Below are 22450 nucleotides of genomic sequence, written 5' to 3'. Positions count from 1 at the left end.
GTTTACCCGAGCGGCGCCCGGGGGTTTCTCAGGGAAATCACAGACACGTGAAAGCGTGTTCTCAGAGGGCCTCGTCACGGTGTGCACCATGACCACGACCTCGCCCCAGGGGCGCACCGAACTGCTGAGGCCGGACGGGAGCCCCGTCCGCGTGCTGGTGGTGGACGACGAGCTGTCGATCACCGAACTGCTGAGCATGGCCCTGCGCTACGAGGGCTGGCAGATCAGGAGCGCGGGGGACGGGCAGGGCGCCGTACAGACCGCGCGGGAGTTCCGGCCCGACGCCGTCGTGCTCGACATGATGCTGCCCGACATGGACGGCCTCGCCGTGCTGGGCCGGCTGCGCCGCGAACTGCCGGACGTGCCGGTGCTGTTCCTGACCGCCAAGGACGCGGTGGAGGACCGTATCGCCGGGCTCACGGCCGGTGGCGACGACTACGTCACCAAGCCGTTCAGCCTGGAGGAGGTCGTGGCCCGGCTGCGCGGGCTCATCCGCAGGTCCGGGGCGGCCGACCGGCGCTCGGACTCGGTGCTCGTCGTCGGGGACCTGACCCTGGACGAGGACAGCCACGAGGTGACCCGGGCCGGGCAGTCCATCCACCTGACCGCCACCGAGTTCGAGCTGCTGCGCTTCCTCATGCGCAACCCCCGGCGGGTGCTCAGCAAGGCGCAGATCCTGGACCGGGTGTGGTCGTACGACTTCGGCGGCCAGGCCAACGTGGTCGAGCTGTACATCTCGTATCTGCGCAGGAAGATCGACGCGGGCCGGGAGCCGATGATCCACACCCGGCGCGGGGCCGGTTACCTGATCAAGCCCGCCGTGTCATGAGCGGACGGCGCCGGCCGGGTCCGCAGGCGCGACAGCAGCGACGGCAGCGGCACATGCCACGGGTGGGGCGGCCGCGCACCCTGCGGACCCGGCTCGTCGTCGCCTCGGTGGTGCTGATCGCGGTGGTGTGCGCGGTGATCGGCACTGTCACCACGCTCGCGCTGCGCTCGCATCTGTACGACCAGCTGAACCGGCAGCTCATCGAGGCCTCCGCCCGCGCGGCCGGCGGGTTCCGGCTGCCGGACGGGATGAGGAACCCGCCCGGCCGGCAGGATGTTTCCGAGGGGACGAGGCTCGGCGACTTCGTCGCCCACGGCCCGCAGCCCAGCGGCACCATCGCCGCCAGGGTCGAGCACGGCGCCGTCACCGACGCCAAGGTCGGCCACAAGGCCGAGGACGGCAACGGCATCCCGCAGATGAGCGCCAGATCGCTGACGTCCGCCCAGAGCAGGGCGCTGGCCGCCGTCCCCCGGGACGGAAATGTGCACAGCGTGGAGATCCCCGGACTCGGCGACTACCAGGCGGTGTACGCCGACGGCAACAACGGCACGTACTACGTCGCCCTCCCCACCAAGGAGACCGACGACAACATCGACGCGCTGGTCCTCATCGAGGTCAGTGTCACCGTGGCCGGTCTCGTCGCCGCCGGGATCGCGGGCTGGGTGCTCGTCGGCGTCGCCACCCGCCCCCTGCGCCGGGTCGCCGCCACCGCGACCCGCGTCTCCGAACTCCCGCTGCACACCGGTGAGGTGCACCTCAGCGAACGGGTCCCCGAGTCCGAGTGCGACCCGCACACCGAGGTCGGCCGGGTCGGTGCCGCGCTCAACCGGATGCTGGACCATGTGCACGGCGCCCTGCACGCCCGGCAGCAGAGCGAGACGCGGGTACGGCAGTTCGTCGCCGATGCCAGCCATGAGCTGCGCACCCCGCTCGCGTCCATCCGGGGGTACGCCGAGCTGACCCGGCGCGGCCGGGAGCAGGTCGGGCCCGACACCCGGCACGCCCTGGGCCGTATCGAGTCCGAGGCGGGGCGGATGACGCTCCTCGTGGAGGACCTGCTGCTGCTCGCGCGGCTGGACGCGGGGCGGCCGCTCCGGTTCGAGCGGACGGATCTGGTTCCGCTGGTCGTGGACACGGTCAGCGACTCCCACGCGGCCGGCAGGGACCACACCTGGCGGCTCGACCTGCCCGACGAGCCCGCCCTCGTCTCCGCCGACGCCGCCCGCGTCCAGCAGGTGCTGGTCAATCTGCTGGGCAACGCCCGCACCCACACTCCGCCCGGTACGACGGTCACCGCACGGGTGCGGCGGCACGGGGCGTGGACGTGCGTCGACGTCGAGGACGACGGGCCGGGGATTCCTCCGGGGCTGTTGCCGCACGTCTTCGAGCGGTTCGCCCGGGGCGACTCCGGGCGGTCCCGGGCGACGGGGTCCACCGGGCTCGGGCTCGCCATCGTGCAGGCCGTCGCGGCGGCGCACGGCGGTGCCGTGACCGTGGACAGCGCGCCGGGGCGGACGGTGTTCACCCTGCACCTGCCCGCGCTCCCCCCGGCCGTCCCGGAAACAGACCGGCCCTCGGACTCACAGGCACAGCACAGTGCCACCACATGGGTGCGACAGGGCGCCTGACGAAAGTCGGGGCCATGCGAACCGACTCTTCTCCCGGCACCCTGCCGGCGCGGGAGCACCTCCCGGCCACCGACGCCGGAACGCCTGTCCTGGACGTCGTGATCCCCGTGTACAACGAGGAGAAGGACCTCCAGCCGTGCGTCCGCAGACTGCACGAGCATCTCGCGCGGACCTTCCCGTACGCGTTCCGCATCACGATCGCGGACAACGCGTCCACGGACACCACCCCGCTGGTGGCGGCGCGGCTGGCGGCGGAGATCCCCGAGGTCGGCACCGTCCGCCTGGAGCAGAAGGGGCGGGGGCGGGCCCTGCGGGCCGTGTGGTCCGCCTCCGAGGCACCGGTCCTCGCCTACATGGACGTCGATCTGTCCACCGACCTCAACGCTCTGCTGCCGCTGGTGGCGCCGCTGATCTCCGGTCACTCGGACCTGGCGATCGGCTCCCGGCTGGCCCGCAGCTCCCGGGTGGTCCGCGGCCCCAAGCGGGAGTTGATCAGCCGGGCCTACAACCTGATCCTGCGCGGCTCGCTCCACGCCCGCTTCTCCGACGCCCAGTGCGGCTTCAAGGCCATCCGGCGGGATGTGGCGCAGGTGCTGCTGCCGCTGGTGGAGGACACCGGCTGGTTCTTCGACACCGAGATGCTGGTGCTCGCCGAGCGGGCGGGCCTGCGGATCCACGAGGTGCCGGTCGACTGGGTGGACGACCCGGACTCCACCGTGCACCTCGTGCAGACCGCCACCGACGACCTCAAGGGCGTGTGGCGTGTGGGCAGGGCCCTGGCCACCGGTTCGCTGCCGCTGGACCGGCTCACCCGCCCCTTCGGCGACGACCCGCGCGACCGCGAACTGACCGATGTGCCCAAGGGCCTGGCCCGCCAGCTGGTCGGATTCTGTGTCGTCGGCGGTCTGTCGACCCTCTTCTACCTCCTGCTGTACGGCGTCTTCCGGCAGTTCTGCGGCGCGCAGATGGCCAACGCGCTCGCGCTGCTGGTCTCCGCGACCGCCAACACGGCCGCCAACCGCCGGCTCACCTTCGGGGTGCGCGGCCGGGGCGGTGCCGTCCGGCACCAGGCGCAGGGCCTGGTGGTCTTCGGTATCGGCCTGGCCCTGACCAGCGGTTCCCTGGCCGCCCTGAACGCGGCCGGCGACCACCCGGCGCACTCCACCGAACTGGCGGTGCTGGTCGCCGCCAACCTCGCCGCGACCGTACTGCGCTTCCTGCTCTTCCGCGCCTGGGTCTTCCCCGACCGGGACGAGCCGGCGCCGACCGCTCCCACCGCGCCGCTCCCGCAGCGTCCGGTCCCGCACCAGCAGTCGTACGACCCCTACGACCCGTACGGCCCCTACACCCCGTACCAGGGGGAGGAATCCCGATGACCGTCCACGATCCGATCGGTACGACCGTCTGGGGGCCGCCCCCGACCGCACCCCCGACCCCAACCCCGACCGCATCCCCGCGCTGGGTCCGCCCGGCCTTCCTCGGCCTGCTCGCGGCCACCCTCCTCCTCTACCTCTACGACCTCAGCTCCTCCGGCTACGCCAACTCCTTCTACTCGGCAGCCGTTCAGGCGGGCAGCAGGTCCTGGAAGGCGTTCTTCTTCGGCTCGCTGGACGCGGGCAACGCCATCACCGTCGACAAGCCGCCGGCCTCGCTGTGGCCGATGGAGCTGTCGGTGCGGGTCTTCGGGCTGAACTCGTGGGCGATCCTGGCCCCCGAGGTGCTGATGGGGGTGGCGACCGTCGCGGTCGTGTACGCGGCCGTACGGCGCCGGTTCGGCCCGGTGTCCGGTCTGATCGCGGGTGCGGTGCTCGCGCTCACCCCCGTCGCGGCGCTGATGTTCCGGTTCAACAACCCGGACGCGATGCTGGCCCTGCTGATGGCGGTGGCCTGCTATCTCGTCGTGCGGGCGGTGGAGGACGGCCGGACCCGGTGGCTGGTGTGGGCCGGTGTGGCGATCGGTCTCGCGTTCCTCGCCAAGACGCTCCAGGCCTTCCTGATCCTTCCGGCGCTGGCGCTCGTGTACGCGGTCTGCGCGCCGGTGTCGCTGAGGAAGCGGTGCGCGCAGCTGGCCGCGGCGGCGCTCGCGCTGGTCGTCTCCGGCGGCTGGTGGGTCGCGGTGGTCGAGCTGTGGCCCGCGTCCTCGCGGCCGTACGTGGGCGGCTCGCAGCACAACAGCTTCCTGGAGCTGACCTTCGGCTACAACGGGCTGGGCCGGCTCAACGGCGAGGAGACCGGCAGCGTCGGCGGCGGGGGCGGTGGCGGTGGCACCGGGATGTGGGGTGCGACCGGCTGGAACCGGATGTTCAACTCCGAGATCGGCGGCCAGATCTCCTGGCTGCTGCCGTCCGCGCTGATCCTGCTCGGCGCGGGCCTGGTCGCCACGCGCAGACTGAAGCGGACCTCCGTCACCCGTGCGTCGTTCCTGGTGTGGGGCGGCTCGCTGCTGGTGACCATGGCGGTCTTCAGCTACATGGCGGGCATCTTCCACCAGTACTACACCGTGGCCCTCGCGCCCTATCTGGCCGCCGTCGTAGGCATGGGCGCCGGGCTGCTGTGGGAGAGGCGGCGGGAGACGTGGGCGTCGATCACCCTCGCCGCCTCCGTGGTCGCGGCCGCGGCCTGGGGCTATGTCCTGCTCCACCGCACCTCCGGCTATCTGCCGTGGCTGAAGTGGCTGGTGCTGGTCGGCGGCCTGACCGCGGCGCTCAGTCTGGTCTTCGCCGGCCGGATCCCCCGGCGGCTCGCTCTCGCCTCGGCGGCGGTGGCCCTGGTGGCGGCGCTGGCCGGTCCGACGGCGTACACCCTGAGCACGCTCCAGCAGGGTCACACCGGCTCGATCGTCACGGCCGGTCCGGCGGGCGCGAGCAGGATGGGCGGCCCCGGCGGCGGTGGCCGGCCGGGCGGCGGCATGGGCCGCGGCGGCTTCGGCGGCGGCATGCCGGGCCAGAGCCGGCAGGGAGGCCGGCTGAACGGCAACGGATTCCCGGGCGGTGGCATGCCGGGCCGGAACCAGCCGGGCCCGCAGGGGCAGCAGAACGGCAACGGGTTCCCCGGCGGCGGCCGGACGGGCGAGGGCGGCATGGGCGGCGGCGGAGGCGTCGGCGGCCTGCTGAACGGCGCGTCCGTCTCCGCCGGGGCCAGGAAGCTGCTGGAGACGGACGCGGCGAAGTACACCTGGGTGGCCGCGTCCATCGGCTCCCAGAACGCGGCCGCCTACCAGCTCGCCACCGGCGATCCGGTGATGGCGATCGGCGGCTTCAACGGCACCGACCCGTCGCCCACGCTGGCCCGGTTCAAGCAGTACGTGGCCGACGGGAGGATCCACTACTTCATCGCGGGCGGCGGCATGGGCAGGGGCGGCCACAGCGGCACCGCCTCCCAGATCAGCTCGTGGGTCCAGAGCACCTTCAAGAAGGTGACGGTCGGTTCGGCCACCTTCTACGACCTGACGCAGAGGAAGACCGGCTGACGGACGGGCCGGGGAACGGTCGTACGAGAAAAGTGTTGTACACCGTATAGCTGCCAGCTATACGGTGTACAACATGTCAACGAGTCCGCACACCCCGCAGGGCCACCGCCAGCGCTGGCTGATCCTCGGTGTCATCTGTCTCGCCCAGCTCACCGTGCTGCTGGACAACACCGTCCTGAACGTGGCCATCCCCTCGCTCACCCGCGAACTGCACGCGGCCACCTCCGACATCCAGTGGATGATCAACGCCTACTCGCTGGTGCAGTCCGGCCTGCTGCTCACCGCGGGCAGCGCCGCCGACCGGTACGGCCGTAAGAAGATGCTGGTCACGGGGCTCGCCCTGTTCGGCGTCGGCTCCCTCACGGCGGCCCTCGCCGGCTCCACCGCCCAGCTGATCGTCGCCCGGGCCGGCATGGGCATCGGCGGCGCGCTGCTGATGACGACCACGCTCGCCGTCGCCATGCAGATCTTCGCCCCCGAGGAGCAGCCGAAGGCCATCGGCATATGGGCCGCGGTCAACGCCCTGGGCTTCGCCGCCGGGCCCCTCATCGGCGGCTTCCTGCTGAACCACTTCTGGTGGGGCTCGATCTTCCTGATCAACCTTCCGGTGGCGGCACTGGGCCTGGTCGCGGCCGTCGTCCTCGTACCGGAGTCCAAGGCGCCGCGCGGCGACCGGCCGGACCTGGTGGGCGCGCTGCTGTCCACGGTCGGCATGGCCGCGCTCGTCTACGCGATCATCGCCGGGCCGGTGCACGGCTGGACCTCGCCGCGCGTGCTGGTCACGGCGGCCGTGGCGGTGGTGGTGCTCGGGCTCTTCGGCTATGCCGAGAGCAGGGTCGCCGAGCCGATGCTCGATCCGCACTTCTTCCGCGACCGGAAGTTCACCGGGGCCGTCGCCGGGGCGGTGCTGATCGCCTTCGGGATGGGCGGGTCGCTGTTCCTGCTGACCCAGCACCTCCAGTTCGTGCTCGGCTACGAGCCCCTGGAGGCGGGGCTGCGCACGGCTCCGCTGGCGCTGACGGTCGTACTGCTGAACTTCTCCGGACTGGCGGCCAAGCTGTCGCAGCGGCTGGGCACACCGGTCTCGATCGCCCTGGGGATGGCGCTGATGGCCCTCGGGCTGGTGTCGATCGCCGAGCTGGACTCCGGCGGGTACGCCGGGACGCTGGCCGGGCTGGTGGGCATCGGCGCCGGCGCCGCGGTGGCCTCGCCGGCGATGGCGCACGCCATCATGAGCGCGATACCGCCGGCGAAGGCCGGGGTGGGCGCCGGGATCAACGGAACGTTGGCCGAATTCGGGAACGGTCTTGGTGTCGCCGTCCTGGGCGCCGTGCTCAGCTCTTCACTGGCCTCGGGGACGTCGCTGTCCGCGGGGCTGGGAGCCGGTCAACTGGTGGGAGCGGCGGCCGTGCTGACGGGCGGTCTGCTGGCCGCGGTGCTGCTCCGGCGGGCGGAGCGGAGCGTCACCTGACGGTTCGGATGGTATGGGTATGTCGGGGGCCGCGGGTGTGCACAGCGGGCCGGGACAGTGATCGGTAACGAGGAAGGGCGCCGGTGGCGAAGGACTCAGGGCGGTCGGCGCGGGCCAGTGTCTGGCTGGAACGCAAGGCCCCGCGCGGCGGGCGCAGCGGCCAGCCCTCCGGGCTCGACCGGGAGCGGATCACCTCGGCGTCGGTACGGCTGCTCGACGCCGAGGGGCTGGCCAAGTTCTCCATGCGGCGGCTGGCCGGGGAGCTGAACGTCACCGCGATGTCCCTGTACTGGTACGTCGACACCAAGGACGACCTGCTGGAACTCGCCCTGGACGCGGCCTTCGGGGAACTGCGGCTGCCCGACCCGGACGGCGCCGAGGAGCCCGACTGGCGGGCCCAGCTGCGCGACCTGGCCGCCGGGTACCGGGCCCTGCTGCTGCGTCACCCCTGGCTGTCCCGGCTGGCCGGGCAGTACCTCAACATCGGGCCCAACGCGCTGGCCTTCTCCCGTACCGTGCAGCGCGTCGTCCGGCGCACGGGGCTGCCGGCGCACCGGGTGATGAGCGCCATCTCGGCCGTGTTCCAGTTCGTGTACGGCTACGGCACGCTGGAGTCCCAGTTCATGTCCCGGATCGCCGACTCCGGGCTGAGCGCGGACGACTACTACCAGCAGGCCCTGACCGAGGCGCAGCGGCATCCCCAGGCCGCGGACATGATCCAGGAGTCCAGGGAGTTCATGGAGGCCCGCGGCGGGGACACGGTCGCCGAGATGATGGACCGGGACTTCACCTTCGCCCTGGACCTGCTGATCGCCGGTATCGAGGTGATGGTCGAGCGCGGCTGATCAGCCCTGGTCCGTCACCAGCCGGGCCGGGAAGCCGCCGGTGGCCACCGGGCCCCAGCGCTCCGGGGTGATCCGGATGATCGACTTGCCCTGCTTGACCATCGCCGCGCGGTACTCGTCCCAGTCGGGGTGCTCGCCGGCGATGTTGCGGTAGTACTCGACCAGCGGTTCCACCGAGTCGGGGGTGTCGACGACCTCGGCCGTGCCGTCGATCTGGACCCACGGGCCGTTCCAGTCGTCGCTCAGGACGACCAGCGCGACCCGCGGATCCCGCCGGGCGTTGCGGGCCTTGGCCCGCTCCGGGTAGGTGGAGACCACGATCCGGCCGGAGTCGTCGACCCCGCAGGTCAACGGGGAGGCCTGCGGCCCGCCGTCGGCCCGGCGGGTGATCAGCAGGGCCCGGTGCCGGGGCCGTACGAACTCCAGCAACTCGTCCAGGGATACCCGGGTGTTGGTAGCGATGTTCGGTGCCATGACAGCAGCCTAGGGGCAGCCGGCCACCGGGAGGGTGACCCTGTTGTGCCTACGCCTGGGGCAGCGTGTCGCCCTGGACCGCCTGGATGTCCAGCTCCACCTTCAGGGTGGTGCCGATCGCGGCGATCCCCGCCTGGAGCACCTGGTTGTAGTTCATCGCGAAGTCCTCCCGGTGCAGTTCGGCCGTCGCCCGGAAGGCCGCCCGGGTGCCGCCCCAGGGGTCGGCGCCGGTGCCCAGGTAGGCCAGGTCGAGGTCCACCGGTCGTACGATCCCGTGCATGGACAGCTCGCCGTGCACCGTCCAGCGGTCGGGGCCGGACTGGGTCAGGCCCGTCGACCGGTAGGTGATCTCCGGGTGGTTCTCGACGTCGAGGAAGTCGCCCGAGCGCAGGTGCGTGTCGCGCATGCCGTTGCCGGTGTCGACGGACGCGGCCCTGATGACCGCCTCCACCCGGGACTTGCCGATGTCGTCGGGGGCGATCTCGATCGTGCCGCCGAACTCGGTGAACCGGCCGTGCACGCTGGAGATGCCCAGGTGCTGGGCGACCGCGGCGACGGAGGAGTGCACCGGGTCGATGGTCCAGGGGCCGGGCGGCGGCAGCTCGGAGCCGCCCTGCCGGGCCAGTGTGACCGTGCCGACCTCGGCCCGGCCGCTCGCCGTGACGATCGCGGAGGAGGCCGCGGGCGCGTACCCGACGGCCGTCACGATCACCGTGTACGCCCCCGGCGCCAGCTCGGTGGTGTCCCGCACGGCCCCCTCGGCGTCCGCCTCGGCCCGCAGCACCTGCGTACCGGTCATGTCGGTCACCGTGACGACCGCGTGCGACACGGCCCACCCGTCCCGCGTACGGATCTTCGCGGTCAGTCCCATCCCGTTCTTCTCCCTGAAAAAGCCTAATAAATAGGTCGTAATGGACCGGCCCGTGGTGCGCACGAGGGGCGCGCACCACGGGCCGGGGGCCGGACTACTCGCCGGGGTGGGCGAGTTCGATCTCGTGGCCGTCGACTCCGGGGCCGGAGACGGTGAGGGCCGTGGCCACCGGCGGGTAGCCCGTCGCGATGACGGTGTACTCGCCGCTGTCCAGGTCGGTGAAGGCGTACGCCCCGTCCGCGCCGGTGGTGGCGGTGCCGACCACGTTGCCGGCCTGGTCGACCAGGGTCACCCGGGCGTCGGCGAGCAGGCCGTGCGGGGACCGGACGACACCCTGGAGGCGGGCGCCGGCGTCCAGGTCGATCTCGACCCGGGTGACCCCGGTGGTGCCGACCTCGACCGGCAGCGCGCGGGGCCGGAAGCCCTGCGCGTTGACCGCGACGGTGACGGTGCCGGGCACCAGGTCGGTGAGGGCGAAGTCGCCCTGCTCCCCGGTGGCGGCGGTGGCCAGCAGATCACCGCGCACGTCGGTGACGATCACCATGGCGTCCTTGACCGGCAGCGCGCTCCCCGCGGCCCGGACCACACCGGTCAGCCCGCTGGTGCCGCTGAGCAGGATGTCGTACGACAGCGGTTCCTCGCCCACCACGACGGTGGAGGCCTGCGGCTGGTAGCCGTCGGCGGAGGCGATCAGGACGTACGAGCCGGTGCCCGGGGCGTCGATCGCGTAGCCGCCGTCGGCCTGGGCGACCGCGCGGCCCAGCTGGCGGCCGGACAGCGAGATCAGGGTGACCGCGGCCTGCGGGACCGGGGCGCTCTCGGCGCCGCGGACGAAGCCGTGCACCGGGGTGCCGCCGGTGGTGCCGGGCCCGGCGACCGTGGCGACGGCGGTGGCCAGCGGCTGGGTGGCCGTGGCGGCGGCCGGGGTCTGCGCGGCGTCGGCGGCCGGGGTGGCGGCGACGGCGGCCGGGACCGGCTGCTCGGCGACCGGAGCGGCCTCGGCGGCGACCGGGGTGGCCTCGGCGGGGGCGCTGTCGCCCTCGGCGGCCTGGGCCAGGGCTCCCTTGGTCTTCAGCGGAACCTCCTTGATGAACAGCACGACGACGAAGGCGATCAGGGCGAACGGCGCCGCGTAGAGGAAGACGTCGGCGATGCCGTGGCCGTAGGCGCCCTCCAGCCAGGTGCGGACCGGGGCGGGCAGCTTGTCCATGTCGGGCAGGCCGTTGCCGCCCGCCGCGTGCGCGGCGGCCATCCGGGCCTTCGGGCTCAGCTCGGTGATGGTGTCCTTGGCGTAGTGGGTGATCCGCTCGGACATGACCGAGCCGAGCACGCCGACGCCGACCGCACCGCCGAGGGAGCGGAAGAAGCTCACCACGGAGGAGGCGACACCGAGGTCCTGCGGGGCGACCTGGTTCTGCGTGGACAGCACCAGGTTCTGCATCATCATGCCGACGCCGATGCCCAGCAGCGCCATGTAGATCGACAGCTCCCAGTAGGGGGTGTCGTAGCGCATCAGGCCGAGCAGGCCCAGGCCCGCCGTGAGGAAGACACCGCCGGCGACCAGCCAGCCCTTCCAGCGTCCGGTGCTGGTGATGAACCGGCCGGAGACCATCGACGCGACGAACAGACCGCCGATCATCGGGATGGTCATCACACCCGACATGGTCGGGGACTTGTCGCGGGCCAGCTGGAAGTACTGCGAGAAGAAGACGGTGCCCGAGTACATGCCGACACCGACGAACAGCGAGGCCAGGGAGGCCAGCGAGATGGTGCGGTTGCGGAACAGGCGCAGCGGGATGATCGGCTCGGAGGCCTTGGTCTCGGTGTACACGAAGAGCAGCGCGAGCACGATCGTGCCGCCCACCATCGTGTACGTCTGCCAGGACAGCCAGTCGTACTTGTCGTTGGCGAAGGTGACCCAGATCAGCAGCAGCGAGGCCGCGGCGGTGATGAAGAAGGCGCCGAGCCAGTCGACCTTGACCTGGCGCTTGACCACCGGCAGGTGCAGGGTCTTCTGGAGGACGATCAGCGCGATCAGCGCGAACGGGATACCGACGAAGAGGCAGTAGCGCCAGCCGAGCCAGTCGGTGTCGGTGATGACACCGCCGAGCAGCGGGCCGCCGACGGTGGCCACGGCGAAGGTGGCACCGGTGTAACCGCTGTACCGGCCGCGCTCACGCGGGGAGATCATCGCGGCCATGATCACCTGGACCAGGGCGGACAGACCGCCGGCGCCCAGGCCCTGCACCACACGGGCGGTGATCAGCATGGCCGGGTTCTGCGCCGTACCGGCGATGACCGAGCCGATGATGTAGATCACCAGGGATATCTGGACCAGGGCCTTCTTGCTGACCAGGTCGGCCAGCTTGCCCCACAGCGGCACCGAGGCGGTCATCGAGAGCAGCGCCGCGGTGACGACCCAGGTGTACGCGGACTGGCCGCCGCCGAGGTCCTTGATGATCGTCGGCAGGGCGTTGGTGACGATGGTCGAGGACAGGATGGCGGCGAACAGGCCGAGCAGCAGGCCGGACAGCGCCTCCATGATCTGCCGGTGCGTCATCGGGGCGTGGCCCGCCGAGGAGCCTCCCCCGTGCTTGGCGTGAGCCCGCACACCGGCTGGTGTGGTCGTTGCCATGGGCTTCCTTCTCTTACGTGGTTGCGGGTGTACGGGTGGTCTCTGCGACTACGGGGGCGGGCTCCGCGGGGAGCCGGACCGGCGTCGAGCGGCAGTCGCCGAAGGACGCCCGCAGGCGGGTCATCAGCCGGATGAGCTGGCCGACCTCGTCGTCGGTCCAGTCGGCGAGCCGCTCGGCGAGCAGATGCGAGGTCCGCCGGGACAGCTCGTCGCACTGCTCCAGGCCCGAGGGGGTCAGGCGCAGGATGCGCGAGCGCTTGTCCGCCGGGTCCGGGTGCCGTTCGATCCAGCCGCGTGCGGCGACGTGTGCGACATGGCGGCTGGTGACCGACATGTCCACGGCCAGCAGCTCGGCGAGCTTGCTCATGCGCATGTCGCCGTGGCGGCTGAGGAGCGTCAGCACGGCGGCCGAGCCGGCCGGGCAGTCGTGGGGCAGGATCCGCCCCAGGTCCCGTTTCACGGCCCCGACGGCACTGAGCTGACGCGCCAGCTCTTCGAACTGCGTCTGCTCGGCCATCACACCTCCCGTATTCGTTGCTTGGGGCAACCATACGCTCGATTGGTTGCTACAGGCAAATAAGTCGGGCGGGAGCTGACGCAAAACCTTGGCAAAGGCAAGTATTGCGATCGTAAATGTGCAGGTCGGTGCGGGTGGGCTGCGGGTGGGCTGCCCCCGTCTGTCCCGGTGGCCCCCCACTTGGGTGCCCGGCCCCGTCTTCGCTAAGGTCTCGGGCCATGGCTAACACCCAGGGCCCCCAGGGCAATTACGACCCCGCCGGCAGCACCCAGATGTTCCGCGCGTTCGTCGACGAGGCTCCCCAGGGACGGCAGCAGCAGGCGGCGGCCTCCTCCGGCCCCCGCGTCGGCCTGATCATCGGCGTGATCGTGGCGATCGCGGTGGTGGCGGGTGTGGCCTGGCTGGCCCTGTCGTAGGACGCGCCGACGGGCCGACCGGCTCGTGCGGGCCGACCGGCTTGTGCGGGTTGACCGGCTCGTGCGGGCTCATTTCCACCGTACGGAGACGTCCCGCGTCTCGATGTGCATGCCGAGCGGCACTTGCCAGGCTTCCACGCACACCGTCCAGGCGGTGCTCTTCTCCGCTCCGGCGGCGATCGGCACCGGCAGGTCCGCGGTGGACTCGACGGTTCCCCAGTCGATGCCGAGCGCCCCGATGATGTGCGTCCCGAAGGTCACCGAGCCGGAAGCCACCGCCGTACCGCCCGCGTTGCGGAAGTCGACGGTCACCTTCTGGCACCAGCGGTGATCCGTCGGTGCGGTGACAGGGGTGCCCCAGGAGAGATCGGCGGGGGCGGCGGGAGTGGTCGTCGGCGCGGTGGACGGGCCGGTCGACGAGGTGGGGTCGGAGGTCGGACCGGTTGTCGGGCCAGGCCTCGGGCTGCGGCTCGGGCTCGGTCTCGGGGAGGCGGCCGTCGGGCGTTCCGGGCTGCCGCTGGCACCCGAGGCCGGAGTGGTGGCCGGGGGTGCGGACGCAGGGGTCGCCCCCGGAGGTGAGTCGCCGCTCGCCCGGGTACGGCCGTGACTGCGCCGGCCGGCTCCGTCGAGCGGTACCAGCGTCACCGATCCCGTCGGCGTCGCGGCCGACGGGCGTCCCGGCGAGGAGCCGCCGCCCACCGCGGCATAGCCGCCACCCGGTCCGCCGCCTTGGCAGGCGGCGATCACCCCGCCGAGGCAGACGAAGACCACCGAAGCCGCCGCGAGGGCCCCGCGGCGGCCACGCATCCATGTCGTCGCATGAAGCATCGCCCCATGGTGGCTGACGTACCGTCAGATAGGAATACCGGCGCGGGTGCCGTCCGGCGGACCGCTAGTCCGAGATGAGGCCTTCGCGGAGCTGCGACAGCGTCCGGGTCAGCAGCCGGGACACGTGCATCTGCGAGATCCCGACCTCCTCGCCGATCTGCGACTGGGTCATGTTCGCGAAGAACCGCAGCATGATGATCCGCCGCTCCCGGGGCGGGAGTTTGGCCAGCAGCGGCTTGAGCGACTCGCGGTACTCCACGCCCTCCAGGGCCGTGTCCTCGTAGCCGAGCCGGTCGGCCAGGGAGGCCTCGCCGCCGTCGTCCTCGGGGGCGGGGGAGTCCAGGGAGGAGGCGGTGTACGCGTTGCCGACCGCGAGGCCGTCGACCACGTCCTCCTCGGAGACGCCGAGCGCGGCGGCCAGCTCCGTGACCGTCGGCGAGCGGTCCAGCTTCTGGGACAGCTCGTCGCTCGCCTTGGTCAGGGCCAGGCGCAGCTCCTGGAGCCGGCGCGGGACGCGCACCGACCAGGAGGTGTCCCGGAAGAAGCGCTTGATCTCGCCGACCACGGTCGGCATCGCGAAGGTCGGGAACTCCACGCCCCGTTCGCAGTCGAAGCGGTCGATCGCCTTGATCAGGCCGATGGTGCCGACCTGGACGATGTCCTCCATCGGCTCGTTGCGCGAGCGGAAGCGCGCGGCCGCGTAGCGGACCAGCGGCAGGTTCAGCTCGATCAGGGTGTCCCTGACGTAGGCCCGCTCGGGGCTGTCCTCGCCGAGCGCGGCGAGTCGCAGGAACAGGGAGCGGGACAGGGTGCGGGTGTCGATGTCCCCGGTGGCCGGCAGGGCCGGCGGGGCCTCGACGGCGAGCGGGGACTCGAGGTCGGCCCCGGCGTCGGCGGCGGCCTCGGCGAGGGGAACGGTCGGGGACGGCACGGCGGCGAGGGGCGTGATGCCCTCGATGCCGTCGAGGACGTCGAGAGCGTCGAGCTCCTTGGGCGCAACCTCGCTCATCGCGGGCGTCAGCACCTTCGAGCTGCCCTGGTCTGCGGACATGCCACCCCCTTTGGGTCGCGGGACGGTCGCGGCGGCGGCGCCGTCTTCCGGGCAACGCAGCCTTCACCTGAATACCGGAGCCGAAGCCCCGGCAAACGCTCTTCCCGCAGAATGTCACATGTCGGCAACACGCTGTAGTGACATGTCGACATGCAAGATGCGAATCGCCCCTGGATAAAAGGGGTCTGACGCTTTTTCGGGGCACAACTGTCGGCATCGGTGCTGGTGAGCGATTCGCTCTGCGCGGTGAGGCATCGATCGCGTTTGCGATGCAGGCCGTGATCCCCGCCGTGCTTCCGTGCGCCTGCCGTGCACCGGCCCAAAGGGTGGGTCGGAAGTCCCCTAAGGGGCTATGCGTCGATGCGATTCGCGGAGCGCAGTCGCTGGAAGCTGCGGGCGAGCAGCCGGGAGACATGCATCTGGGAGACGCCGAGTTCCGCGCTGATCTGGCTCTGGGTGAGATTGCTGTAGTAGCGCAGCAGCAGGATGCGCTGCTCCCTCTCGGGGAGTTGGACGAGGAGATGGCGGACCAGGTCGCGGTGTTCCACGCCGTCCAGGGCGGGATCCTCGTATCCGATGCGGTCCAGCAGGCCGGGCAGCCCGTCGCCCTCCTGCGCGGCCTCCAGCGAGGTGGCGTGGTACGACCGCCCCGCCTCGATGCAGGACAGCACCTCGTCCTCGCTGATCCGCAGCCGCTCGGCGATCTCGGCGGTGGTGGGCGAGCGGCCGTAGAGCGTGGTCAGGTCCTCGGTGGCGCTGTTCACCTGCACCCACAGCTCGTGCAGCCGGCGCGGTACGTGGACCGTGCGGACGTTGTCCCGGAAGTACCGCTTGATCTCGCCGACGACGGTGGGCATCGCGAAGGTCGGGAACTGCACGCCGCGGTCGGGGTCGAAGCGGTCGATGGCGTTGATCAGCCCGATGGTGCCGACCTGGACGACGTCCTCCATCGGCTCGTTGCGGGAGCGGAAGCGGGCGGCCGCGTAGCGCACGAGCGGGAGGTTCGCCTCGATCAGCGCCCCCCGCACCCGGTTGTGCTCCGGCGTGCCCGGGGTGAGCTGCTTCAGCTCGGCGAAGAGCACCTGGGTCAGCGCCCGGGTGTCGGCGCCGCGGCGTTTTCCGGGGCCGGGAGGGTCGGGCGCGGGGTCCGAGAGGGCGGGTGCGGGGGCGGGAGCGGGCGCCTCTTCCTGGGGCGGCGCAGTACTGGCCGACACGGTCAACGCCACCTCTTCATCGGTCAATCATCCGTCAAAAGCGGTCATAGCATCACAAGACATGTGCACTGTGTGCAAGCACCCCATAACCCCGTGTTGTGTTCAAACGCTGACAAGTTGGGGAAGACGGACCAGGATGCAGGTGCCCGGGTGCAGGACGCGCGGAAGCCCCCCGCCGTCCGGCGAGGGGCTTCCGGGAGAACTCGGGGGAGCCGGGGTGGCCTAGAACTCGTAGTCCGCGATCACCCAGGTGGCGAACTCGCGCCACAGCGCGACGCCCGCCTGGTGGGCCGGGTGCTCCAGGTAGCGCTTGAGGGCGTCCGCGTCCTCGACGGCCGAGTTGATCGCGAAGTCGTAGGCGATCGGCCGGTCGCTGATGTTCCAGGCGCACTCCCAGAAGCGCAGCTCCTCGATCTGGCCGCCCAGTGCCCGGAACGCCTCCACGCCCGCCGTGACCCGCGGATCGTCGCGCTCGACGCCCTCGTTGAGCTTGAACAGGACCAGGTGGCGGATCATGGGGTGTACCTCAGCTCTTTCCTCCGTTGGCGACCCAGGTCATGAAGTCGCCTATGGCCTTGGCCGCGTCAGATATGCCCTCGAAGCCTATCTGGACGTACGAGGCCGCCTTGGCCGGGTCCGTGATGATCACGTAGAGCACGAAGACCACGAGCGCGTACACCACGATCTTCTTGGCGTTCACCGCCACCGCGGCCTCCCCTCTGCCTTGGCCTCGTGGGCCGCTGCCGACGGCCGCGAGTCTAACCTTCACGGCCTTTTCCAGGGCCAACGGCTCTCTGCCCGAGGCCCTTTGCCGCGCGGGCGGCCACCGTGGGGCGCACGCACGAAGGGCCCCGTCTTTCGACGGGGCCCTTCCAAGAGCGGTAGCGGAGGGATTTGAACCCTCGGTGACTTGCGCCACACTCGCTTTCGAGGCGAGCTCCTTCGGCCGCTCGGACACGCTACCGAGGGAGACCCTACAGCAAGGTGGGGCAAGGTTTGAAATCGGTATCCGGTGGTGCCGGGACCGGTGCCGTGCCTGCTGCCGCGGCCGGTGCCGTCAGCGGTTGCGGAAGAAGTCGGTGAGGAGGCGGGCGCAGTCCTCGGCGAGGACGCCCTCGATGACCTCCGGGCGGTGGTTGAGCCGCCGGTCGCGCACCACGTCCCAGAGCGAGCCGGTCGCGCCGGCCTTGTCGTCGCGGGCGCCGTAGACCACCCGGTCCACCCGGGACTGGACCAGCGCGCCCGCGCACATCGTGCAGGGCTCCAGGGTGACGACGAGCGTGCAGCCGGTCAGCCGCCACTCCCCGAGCCTGGCCGCGGCCCGCCTGAGCGCAAGGACCTCCGCGTGGGCCGTGGGATCACCCGTGACCTCGCGCTCGTTGTGCCCGGCCGCGAGCACCGTCGTACCGTCCGGGCCCAGCACGAGCGCGCCGACCGGGACGTCCCCGCCCCGGGCGGCCAGCCCGGCCTCGTCCAGGGCGAGCCGCATCGCGGCTTGCCAGCGGTCGCGTACCGGGTCCGGCGTGCCCTGCCCGTGCTGTGCTGCGGTCAGCGGACGGTCTCCAGCACCTCCGAGGCACCCAGGGCCTCGGCGATCGTGGTCAGCGCGTCGTCGGCGTCCAGGGTGCGCAGCTCCTTCTCGCTGATGCCCAGGTCGTCGAGGATCCGGCTGTCGCCCACCGGGGTGTGCGACACCGCGTCGCCCCCGGTGCCGTCCGTGTCCTCGTCCTGGTCCTCGTCGTCGGACTCGCCGTCCTCGGTGCCGTCGAGGTCCAGGGAGTCCAGGTCGGGGCCGTCGTCGGCACCGGGCTCCCGGCCGAGCAGCTCGTCGGTGAGCAACAGCTCCCCGTACGCGCTGCGCTGGGCGGCGGCCGCGTCCGAGACGTAGATGCGAGGGTCGTCCTCGCCGTCCACGCGGACGACGCCGAACCAGGCGTCCTCCTGCTCGATCAGCACGAGCACCGTGTCCTCGTCGGGAGAGGCTTCCCGGGCCAGGTCGGCCAGATCCGACAGGGTCTCCACATCGTCGAGCTCTGTGTCGCTCGCTTCCCACCCGTCTTCGGTGCGCGCGAGCAGTGCGGCGAAGTACACCGTGACTCTCCCACTGGTCATAGGCGTGCCGGTTGGGGGTCCCCCCGGCGGAGGTTCTTGGGCGGAGAGAGCTGGGCTCCGAGCCCCACCCACTCGGAATCGTGGCAGAAACAAGGCGTTCAGGGGACGTCTTCGGCTCCCTGTGTCCGGCAGTTTCGAGCGTGGATCCGTAATCGACTCACCAGCGCACTTGTTGCCGCCACCTGCGGATCGTACGCGGCTTTTCGAAGCACTCACGCACCCCCGCCCGCCAAACGCCCAAGCGGACCTGGATCTTCCCCGCCGGGGGGGCGGTCCACCGGCCGCGCGTGGCTACCAGCGGAAGGTCCGCATCCGCATCGCGTGGCGCAGGCGCGCGGCCTTGGTGCGCCGGGGCTGGACGCGGGCGCGCAGGGCGCGGGCCTCGGCGAGGTCGCGCAGGAACTGGGCGCGCCGGCGGCGCCGCTCGGCGTCGCTCTCCGGCGCCTTCGCCCCGGCTGTCTCGGATTCGCCCGCGTCGCGCGGGTCAGGCAGGTCAGGCACGTCACACCACCCCGGTCCTCCCTCCCACTTTCCCCCGGACGGCCGGTTTGACGCCAGGGCGGGGCGGTCGTCGGCGCAGGTACCGTTATGGGCATGCGTCTCCACGTCGTCGACCACCCCCTGGTCGCTCACAAGCTCACCACGCTGCGCGACCAGCGCACCGACTCCGCGACCTTCCGCCGGCTCGCCGACGAACTGGTCACCCTGCTCGCCTACGAGGCCACGCGGGACGTACGCACCGAGACCGTCGACATCCGGACGCCGGTCGCGCAGACCACCGGCGTCAAGCTCGCCCGGCCCCGCCCGCTGGTGGTGCCGATCCTGCGCGCCGGTCTCGGCATGCTGGACGGCATGGTCCGGCTGCTGCCGACCGCCGAGGTGGGCTTCCTCGGCATGATCCGCAACGAGGAGACGCTCCAGGCCTCCACCTACGCCTCGCGGATGCCGGAGGACCTCTCGGGCCGCCAGGTGTACGTCCTCGACCCGATGCTGGCCACCGGCGGCACGCTGGTCGCGGCGATCCAGGAGCTGATCAAGCGGGGCGCCGACGATGTCACGGCGGTGGTGCTGCTGGCCGCTCCCGAGGGCGTCGAGGTCATGGAGCGGGAGCTGGCGGGCACGCCGGTGACGGTCGTGACGGCCGCGGTGGACGACCACCTCAACGAGCTGGGCTACATCGTGCCGGGGCTGGGCGACGCGGGCGACCGCCTGTACGGCGCGGCCGAGTAGGTTTCCCCGCCTGCGGGCGGCTCAGGGGAGCCCAGGGGTGCCTGAGGAGGCGCCCAGGGTTCCCCTTTTCTTACGCGCCTTTTCCTACGCGTTTCCTACGAGCAGCCCTTCTTGGCGGACTCCGCCGTCGCGTCGGGCGTGGTCAGCGCCGCCAGGGCCTGCTGTGCGTCCGCCGGCTTGGCCAGGCCCTTGAAGCCGTCCCCGATGATGAGGTCGAGGTCGGCTCCCTTGCGGCCGTCGACCCGCTGCTCGGCGGCGGCCAGCTGGGTGGCCAGCACCGGGAGCGAGGTGTTCCGGGCGCCGGCGGGGCCGAGCAGTATCCCGGTGCCCTTGACCTTCTTGTCGTACTCCTTGCCGGCGTTGCCCACGTCACCGATCTTGAAGCCGCGCTTCTTCAGCGCGTCGGCGGTGTCCTTGGCGAGTCCGGTGCGCTTCGTGGCGTTGTAGACGTTCACCGTGATCTGGCCCGGCTCGGGCAGGGCCTTGGCGTGGGCGGCAGGGGCGACCTTGGTCCGGCAGCCGGCCTTGGGCGTGGCCGCTGTCGCCTTCTCGCCGCCGGTGAAGACGTCGATGAGCTGCACGGTGCCCCAGCCGATCAGACCGAGCGCGGCGGCGGACGCCACCACGGCGGCGACGAGCCTGCCGCGTCGCCGGGGCGGACGCATCCGAGGGTATTTGTCCCCCGTGATCCGGTATTGGCCGCCCATGCCGGGAGGAGTCAGCATGCTCATGGGCGCAGCGTAGTGCGCCCGGGCGGCGCTGCCTATTAGATGATCAGTCGATGCCGCCCAGTGGAACCCGAAAGGGCCAACGGCCGTGTCGCGCCGGGCCGGTCGGGGCCGGTCAGTCCAGCTCGAGCACGCGCGCGTGCAGCACCTGGCGCTGCTGGAGGGCGGCGCGGACGGCGCGGTGCAGTCCGTCCTCCAGGTAGAGGTCGCCCTGCCACTTCACGACGTGCGCGAAGAGGTCGCCGTAGAACGTCGAGTCCTCCGCCAGCAGGGTCTCGAGATCGAGCTGCTGCTTGGTGGTGACGAGCTGATCGAGGCGGACCGGGCGCGGCGCGACGTCCGCCCACTGCCGGGTGCTTTCCCGGCCGTGGTCGGGGTACGGCCGGCCGTTTCCGATGCGCTTGAAGATCACACGGAAAGCCTACCGGTCAAGACGTTCCGGGCGCAGCCATGGCGACGGAGTGCCAGCCTGGAAAAGATCTCGCAAACAGAACATAACGGGGATTACCGGGAGCATGCGTGGGCGGAGCGGGGGTCACCGCGCTGGGCGCTGCGCCCGCCCGGCCGTTATGCACAGGCTGTGGACCGGGAGCCGGGTGAACGGGGTGGGTGCGGGGTTGACCGGGTTCACACGGTCCGTGGGATCTGGCGGGCCCGGCTGCGGATGCCGAAGGCGGTGACGATCTCCACGATGCCGACCACGACCAGCCAGATGCCGCCGACGAGGGTCAGTACGGCGACCGAGCGGAACGGTGAGTCGATCAGCACGATGCCGGCGAGGAAGGTGAGGACCCCGAGGAACACCTGCCAGCCGCGGGCGGGCATGCGGGGGTCGGAGGCGGCCGCCAGGGTCTGGGTGATGCCGCGGATCACCCAGCCGATGCCGATCCACAGGGCGAGCAGCAGGATCGACTGCATGGGCCCGCGGAAGCAGAACAGGCCGAGCACGACCGACAGGGCGCCGCTGACGAAGGCCAGCACCCGCAGCGAGGTCGCCTTGTGCGTGCCGAAGGCGGCGACCAGCTGGAAGACGCCGCTGATCAGCAGGTAGACGCCGAAGAGGACGCCGACCACGAGCAGCGAGGGGCCGGGCCAGACGAGCACCAGGACGCCCAGGATCAGCGAGGCGATGCCGGTGACCAGGACGACCTGCCAGGCGGCCTGCGACAGGGCGTGCAGCGGCCCCTCGAACGGCGGCTCGGGTTCCCGGTGGCCGCCACCCGGCGGCGCGGACTCCCGGGTGCCGCCACCGGGTGGCGTACTCGCGTGCACATGCCGGTCGTCGTACTCGCGGCCCCAGTCCGGGCCGCTGTTCGGTGCCTCGGTCATGATCCATCGTTGGCCCGGCGCCCACGGCCCTGCCAGCGGGCAGCGTCCGAACGGGTGACACCGCGGCCCGCCCGGCCGGGGCCGGGGCGGGCCGGGTCAGCCGGTGCCGCTCGACGTGCCGGAGGCCTTCGCCGCCTTCGCCGCCGCCTTCATCTCCTGCTTGTGGGCGCGCACCTTGGCCAGCGACTCGGGTCCGGTGATGTCGGCGACGGACCGGAAGGACTTCGCCTCGCCGTACGGCCCCGCGGCCTCCCGCCAGCCCTCGGGCGCGACCCCGAGCTGCTTGCCCAGCAGGGCGAGGAAGATCTGCGCCTTCTGCTTGCCGAACCCCGGCAGCTCCTCCAGTCGTTTCCGCAGCTCGGCGCCGGTGGCGACGTCCCGCCAGACGGCCTCGGCGTCACCGTCGTAGTGGTCGGTCAGGTACTGGCACAGCTGCTGCACCCGCTTGGCCATCGAGCCCGGGTACCGGTGCACCGCCGGCTTCTCGGAGAGCACCGCGGCGAAGGCCTCCGGGTCCATCGCGGCGATGTCGTGCGCGTCCAGGTCCTCGGCGCCGAGCCGGTCGGCGATGGTCCGGGGCCCCTTGAACGCCCACTCCATCGGGATCTGCTGGTCCAGCAGCATGCCGACGAGCGCGGCGAGCGGGGAGCGTCCGAGCAGCGCGTCGGCGTCGGGGTCCTGGGCGAGGTGGAGGGTGACGTCCATGGGTCGATGATCCCGCGCGGCCGGTGATCCGGCATGGCCGGTCTCCCGCGACCCGGGTGCGGGTGCCGTGCAGGGCCACCGCTCACGTACGATTCGAC

Annotated in this window: 25 protein-coding genes and 1 tRNA gene; 9 read left to right on the top strand and 17 right to left on the bottom strand. The window is 71.7% G+C overall.

Annotated features, from left to right (window positions below; genetic code table 11):
* Positions 1 to 88: 88 nt before the first annotated feature.
* From ACZ5CZ_RS14755 to ACZ5CZ_RS14730, 6 genes are all read left to right on the top strand, one after another.
* Positions 89 to 829 carry a response regulator transcription factor gene (locus tag ACZ5CZ_RS14755; RefSeq protein WP_385841433.1) on the top strand — a complete coding sequence of 247 codons (741 nt, stop codon included), beginning with the start codon at positions 89 to 91 and terminating at the stop codon, positions 827 to 829.
* The gene (locus ACZ5CZ_RS14750; RefSeq protein ID WP_468942759.1) at positions 826 to 2457 is read left to right on the top strand and encodes a sensor histidine kinase; all 1632 of its coding nucleotides are present in this window, start codon (positions 826 to 828) and stop codon (positions 2455 to 2457) included. The genes ACZ5CZ_RS14755 and ACZ5CZ_RS14750 overlap by 4 nt, the downstream gene beginning before the upstream one ends.
* A 14-nt stretch (positions 2458 to 2471) precedes the next feature.
* Positions 2472 to 3833 carry a bifunctional glycosyltransferase family 2/GtrA family protein gene (locus ACZ5CZ_RS14745; protein WP_468942757.1) on the top strand — a complete coding sequence of 454 codons (1362 nt, stop codon included), beginning with the start codon at positions 2472 to 2474 and terminating at the stop codon, positions 3831 to 3833.
* Positions 3830 to 5926 (top strand): glycosyltransferase family 39 protein, encoded by a 2097-nt coding sequence (locus ACZ5CZ_RS14740; protein ID WP_468942754.1) that lies wholly within the window; start codon positions 3830 to 3832, stop codon positions 5924 to 5926. The genes ACZ5CZ_RS14745 and ACZ5CZ_RS14740 overlap by 4 nt, the downstream gene beginning before the upstream one ends.
* A 73-nt stretch (positions 5927 to 5999) precedes the next feature.
* A complete protein-coding gene (locus ACZ5CZ_RS14735; RefSeq protein WP_468942751.1) occupies positions 6000 to 7397 on the top strand; it encodes an MFS transporter in 1398 nt (465 codons plus the stop codon).
* Between the two features lie 83 nt (positions 7398 to 7480).
* The gene (locus tag ACZ5CZ_RS14730; RefSeq protein ID WP_468942748.1) at positions 7481 to 8242 is read left to right on the top strand and encodes a TetR/AcrR family transcriptional regulator; all 762 of its coding nucleotides are present in this window, start codon (positions 7481 to 7483) and stop codon (positions 8240 to 8242) included.
* Here ACZ5CZ_RS14730 and ACZ5CZ_RS14725 read toward each other — a convergent pair whose 3' ends face one another.
* The 4 genes from ACZ5CZ_RS14725 to ACZ5CZ_RS14710 form a co-directional block, all read right to left on the bottom strand.
* Positions 8243 to 8716, bottom strand: coding sequence for a PPOX class F420-dependent oxidoreductase (locus ACZ5CZ_RS14725; protein ID WP_385841426.1), 474 nt, complete (start codon positions 8714 to 8716; stop codon positions 8243 to 8245).
* Positions 8717 to 8765: 49 nt separating this feature from the next.
* Positions 8766 to 9587, bottom strand: a complete 822-nt coding sequence (locus tag ACZ5CZ_RS14720; RefSeq protein WP_385841425.1) for a YceI family protein — start codon at positions 9585 to 9587, stop codon at positions 8766 to 8768.
* A gap of 94 nt (positions 9588 to 9681) precedes the next feature.
* Positions 9682 to 12147 carry an MFS transporter gene (locus ACZ5CZ_RS14715; RefSeq protein WP_468943108.1) on the bottom strand — a complete coding sequence of 822 codons (2466 nt, stop codon included), beginning with the start codon at positions 12145 to 12147 and terminating at the stop codon, positions 9682 to 9684.
* Between the two features lie 88 nt (positions 12148 to 12235).
* Positions 12236 to 12739 carry a MarR family winged helix-turn-helix transcriptional regulator gene (locus ACZ5CZ_RS14710; RefSeq protein WP_385841423.1) on the bottom strand — a complete coding sequence of 168 codons (504 nt, stop codon included), beginning with the start codon at positions 12737 to 12739 and terminating at the stop codon, positions 12236 to 12238.
* Between the two features lie 218 nt (positions 12740 to 12957).
* Here ACZ5CZ_RS14710 and ACZ5CZ_RS14705 point away from each other — a divergent pair, with 218 nt between their 5' ends.
* Positions 12958 to 13155: a hypothetical protein gene (locus tag ACZ5CZ_RS14705; RefSeq protein WP_385841422.1), complete on the top strand. Its 198-nt coding sequence runs from the start codon at positions 12958 to 12960 to the stop codon at positions 13153 to 13155.
* A gap of 69 nt (positions 13156 to 13224) precedes the next feature.
* Here the strand turns inward: ACZ5CZ_RS14705 and ACZ5CZ_RS14700 are convergent, their stop codons facing one another.
* On the bottom strand, positions 13225 to 13467 hold the full coding sequence (locus tag ACZ5CZ_RS14700) for a hypothetical protein (protein ID WP_385841421.1): 243 nt from the start codon (positions 13465 to 13467) through the stop codon (positions 13225 to 13227).
* 40 nt (positions 13468 to 13507) lie between these two features.
* Between ACZ5CZ_RS14700 and ACZ5CZ_RS14695 the strand changes: the two genes are divergently transcribed.
* Positions 13508 to 13762: a hypothetical protein gene (locus tag ACZ5CZ_RS14695; RefSeq protein WP_468942743.1), complete on the top strand. Its 255-nt coding sequence runs from the start codon at positions 13508 to 13510 to the stop codon at positions 13760 to 13762.
* Between the two features lie 285 nt (positions 13763 to 14047).
* Here ACZ5CZ_RS14695 and ACZ5CZ_RS14690 read toward each other — a convergent pair whose 3' ends face one another.
* The 8 genes from ACZ5CZ_RS14690 to ACZ5CZ_RS14655 form a co-directional block, all read right to left on the bottom strand.
* On the bottom strand, positions 14048 to 15034 hold the full coding sequence (locus ACZ5CZ_RS14690) for an RNA polymerase sigma factor SigF (protein WP_468942741.1): 987 nt from the start codon (positions 15032 to 15034) through the stop codon (positions 14048 to 14050).
* Between the two features lie 350 nt (positions 15035 to 15384).
* The gene (locus ACZ5CZ_RS14685) at positions 15385 to 16254 is read right to left on the bottom strand and encodes an RNA polymerase sigma factor SigF (protein ID WP_385841801.1); all 870 of its coding nucleotides are present in this window, start codon (positions 16252 to 16254) and stop codon (positions 15385 to 15387) included.
* Between the two features lie 216 nt (positions 16255 to 16470).
* Positions 16471 to 16764, bottom strand: coding sequence for a Dabb family protein (locus tag ACZ5CZ_RS14680; protein WP_385841417.1), 294 nt, complete (start codon positions 16762 to 16764; stop codon positions 16471 to 16473).
* 10 nt (positions 16765 to 16774) lie between these two features.
* Positions 16775 to 16954, bottom strand: coding sequence for a hypothetical protein (locus tag ACZ5CZ_RS14675; protein WP_385841416.1), 180 nt, complete (start codon positions 16952 to 16954; stop codon positions 16775 to 16777).
* 173 nt (positions 16955 to 17127) lie between these two features.
* A tRNA-Ser gene (locus ACZ5CZ_RS14670) sits at positions 17128 to 17212 on the bottom strand.
* A gap of 93 nt (positions 17213 to 17305) precedes the next feature.
* Complete coding sequence (tadA, locus tag ACZ5CZ_RS14665) at positions 17306 to 17737, bottom strand: tRNA adenosine(34) deaminase TadA (protein WP_385841414.1); 432 nt, start codon at positions 17735 to 17737, stop codon at positions 17306 to 17308.
* 59 nt (positions 17738 to 17796) lie between these two features.
* A complete protein-coding gene (locus ACZ5CZ_RS14660; protein ID WP_468943106.1) occupies positions 17797 to 18339 on the bottom strand; it encodes a tRNA adenosine deaminase-associated protein in 543 nt (180 codons plus the stop codon).
* 312 nt (positions 18340 to 18651) lie between these two features.
* Positions 18652 to 18852: a hypothetical protein gene (locus ACZ5CZ_RS14655; protein ID WP_385841799.1), complete on the bottom strand. Its 201-nt coding sequence runs from the start codon at positions 18850 to 18852 to the stop codon at positions 18652 to 18654.
* 102 nt (positions 18853 to 18954) lie between these two features.
* Between ACZ5CZ_RS14655 and upp the strand changes: the two genes are divergently transcribed.
* Complete coding sequence (upp, locus tag ACZ5CZ_RS14650; RefSeq protein WP_385841413.1) at positions 18955 to 19590, top strand: uracil phosphoribosyltransferase; 636 nt, start codon at positions 18955 to 18957, stop codon at positions 19588 to 19590.
* 95 nt (positions 19591 to 19685) lie between these two features.
* On the opposite strand, the gene ACZ5CZ_RS14645 is transcribed toward upp, so the two are convergent.
* The 4 genes from ACZ5CZ_RS14645 to ACZ5CZ_RS14630 all read right to left on the bottom strand — a co-directional run bounded on the left by ACZ5CZ_RS14645 (position 19686) and on the right by ACZ5CZ_RS14630 (position 22352).
* Positions 19686 to 20321 carry a LytR C-terminal domain-containing protein gene (locus ACZ5CZ_RS14645; protein WP_385841412.1) on the bottom strand — a complete coding sequence of 212 codons (636 nt, stop codon included), beginning with the start codon at positions 20319 to 20321 and terminating at the stop codon, positions 19686 to 19688.
* Between the two features lie 112 nt (positions 20322 to 20433).
* A complete protein-coding gene (locus ACZ5CZ_RS14640; protein ID WP_004943146.1) occupies positions 20434 to 20730 on the bottom strand; it encodes a type II toxin-antitoxin system VapB family antitoxin in 297 nt (98 codons plus the stop codon).
* 215 nt (positions 20731 to 20945) lie between these two features.
* On the bottom strand, positions 20946 to 21647 hold the full coding sequence (locus ACZ5CZ_RS14635) for an HdeD family acid-resistance protein (protein ID WP_468942735.1): 702 nt from the start codon (positions 21645 to 21647) through the stop codon (positions 20946 to 20948).
* A gap of 96 nt (positions 21648 to 21743) precedes the next feature.
* Positions 21744 to 22352: an HhH-GPD-type base excision DNA repair protein gene (locus ACZ5CZ_RS14630; RefSeq protein ID WP_468942733.1), complete on the bottom strand. Its 609-nt coding sequence runs from the start codon at positions 22350 to 22352 to the stop codon at positions 21744 to 21746.
* Positions 22353 to 22450: the final 98 nt, after the last annotated feature.

This window comes from Streptomyces sp. NPDC031418, from assembly GCF_055581605.1.
This window is presented reverse-complemented; position numbering and strand designations above follow the sequence as displayed.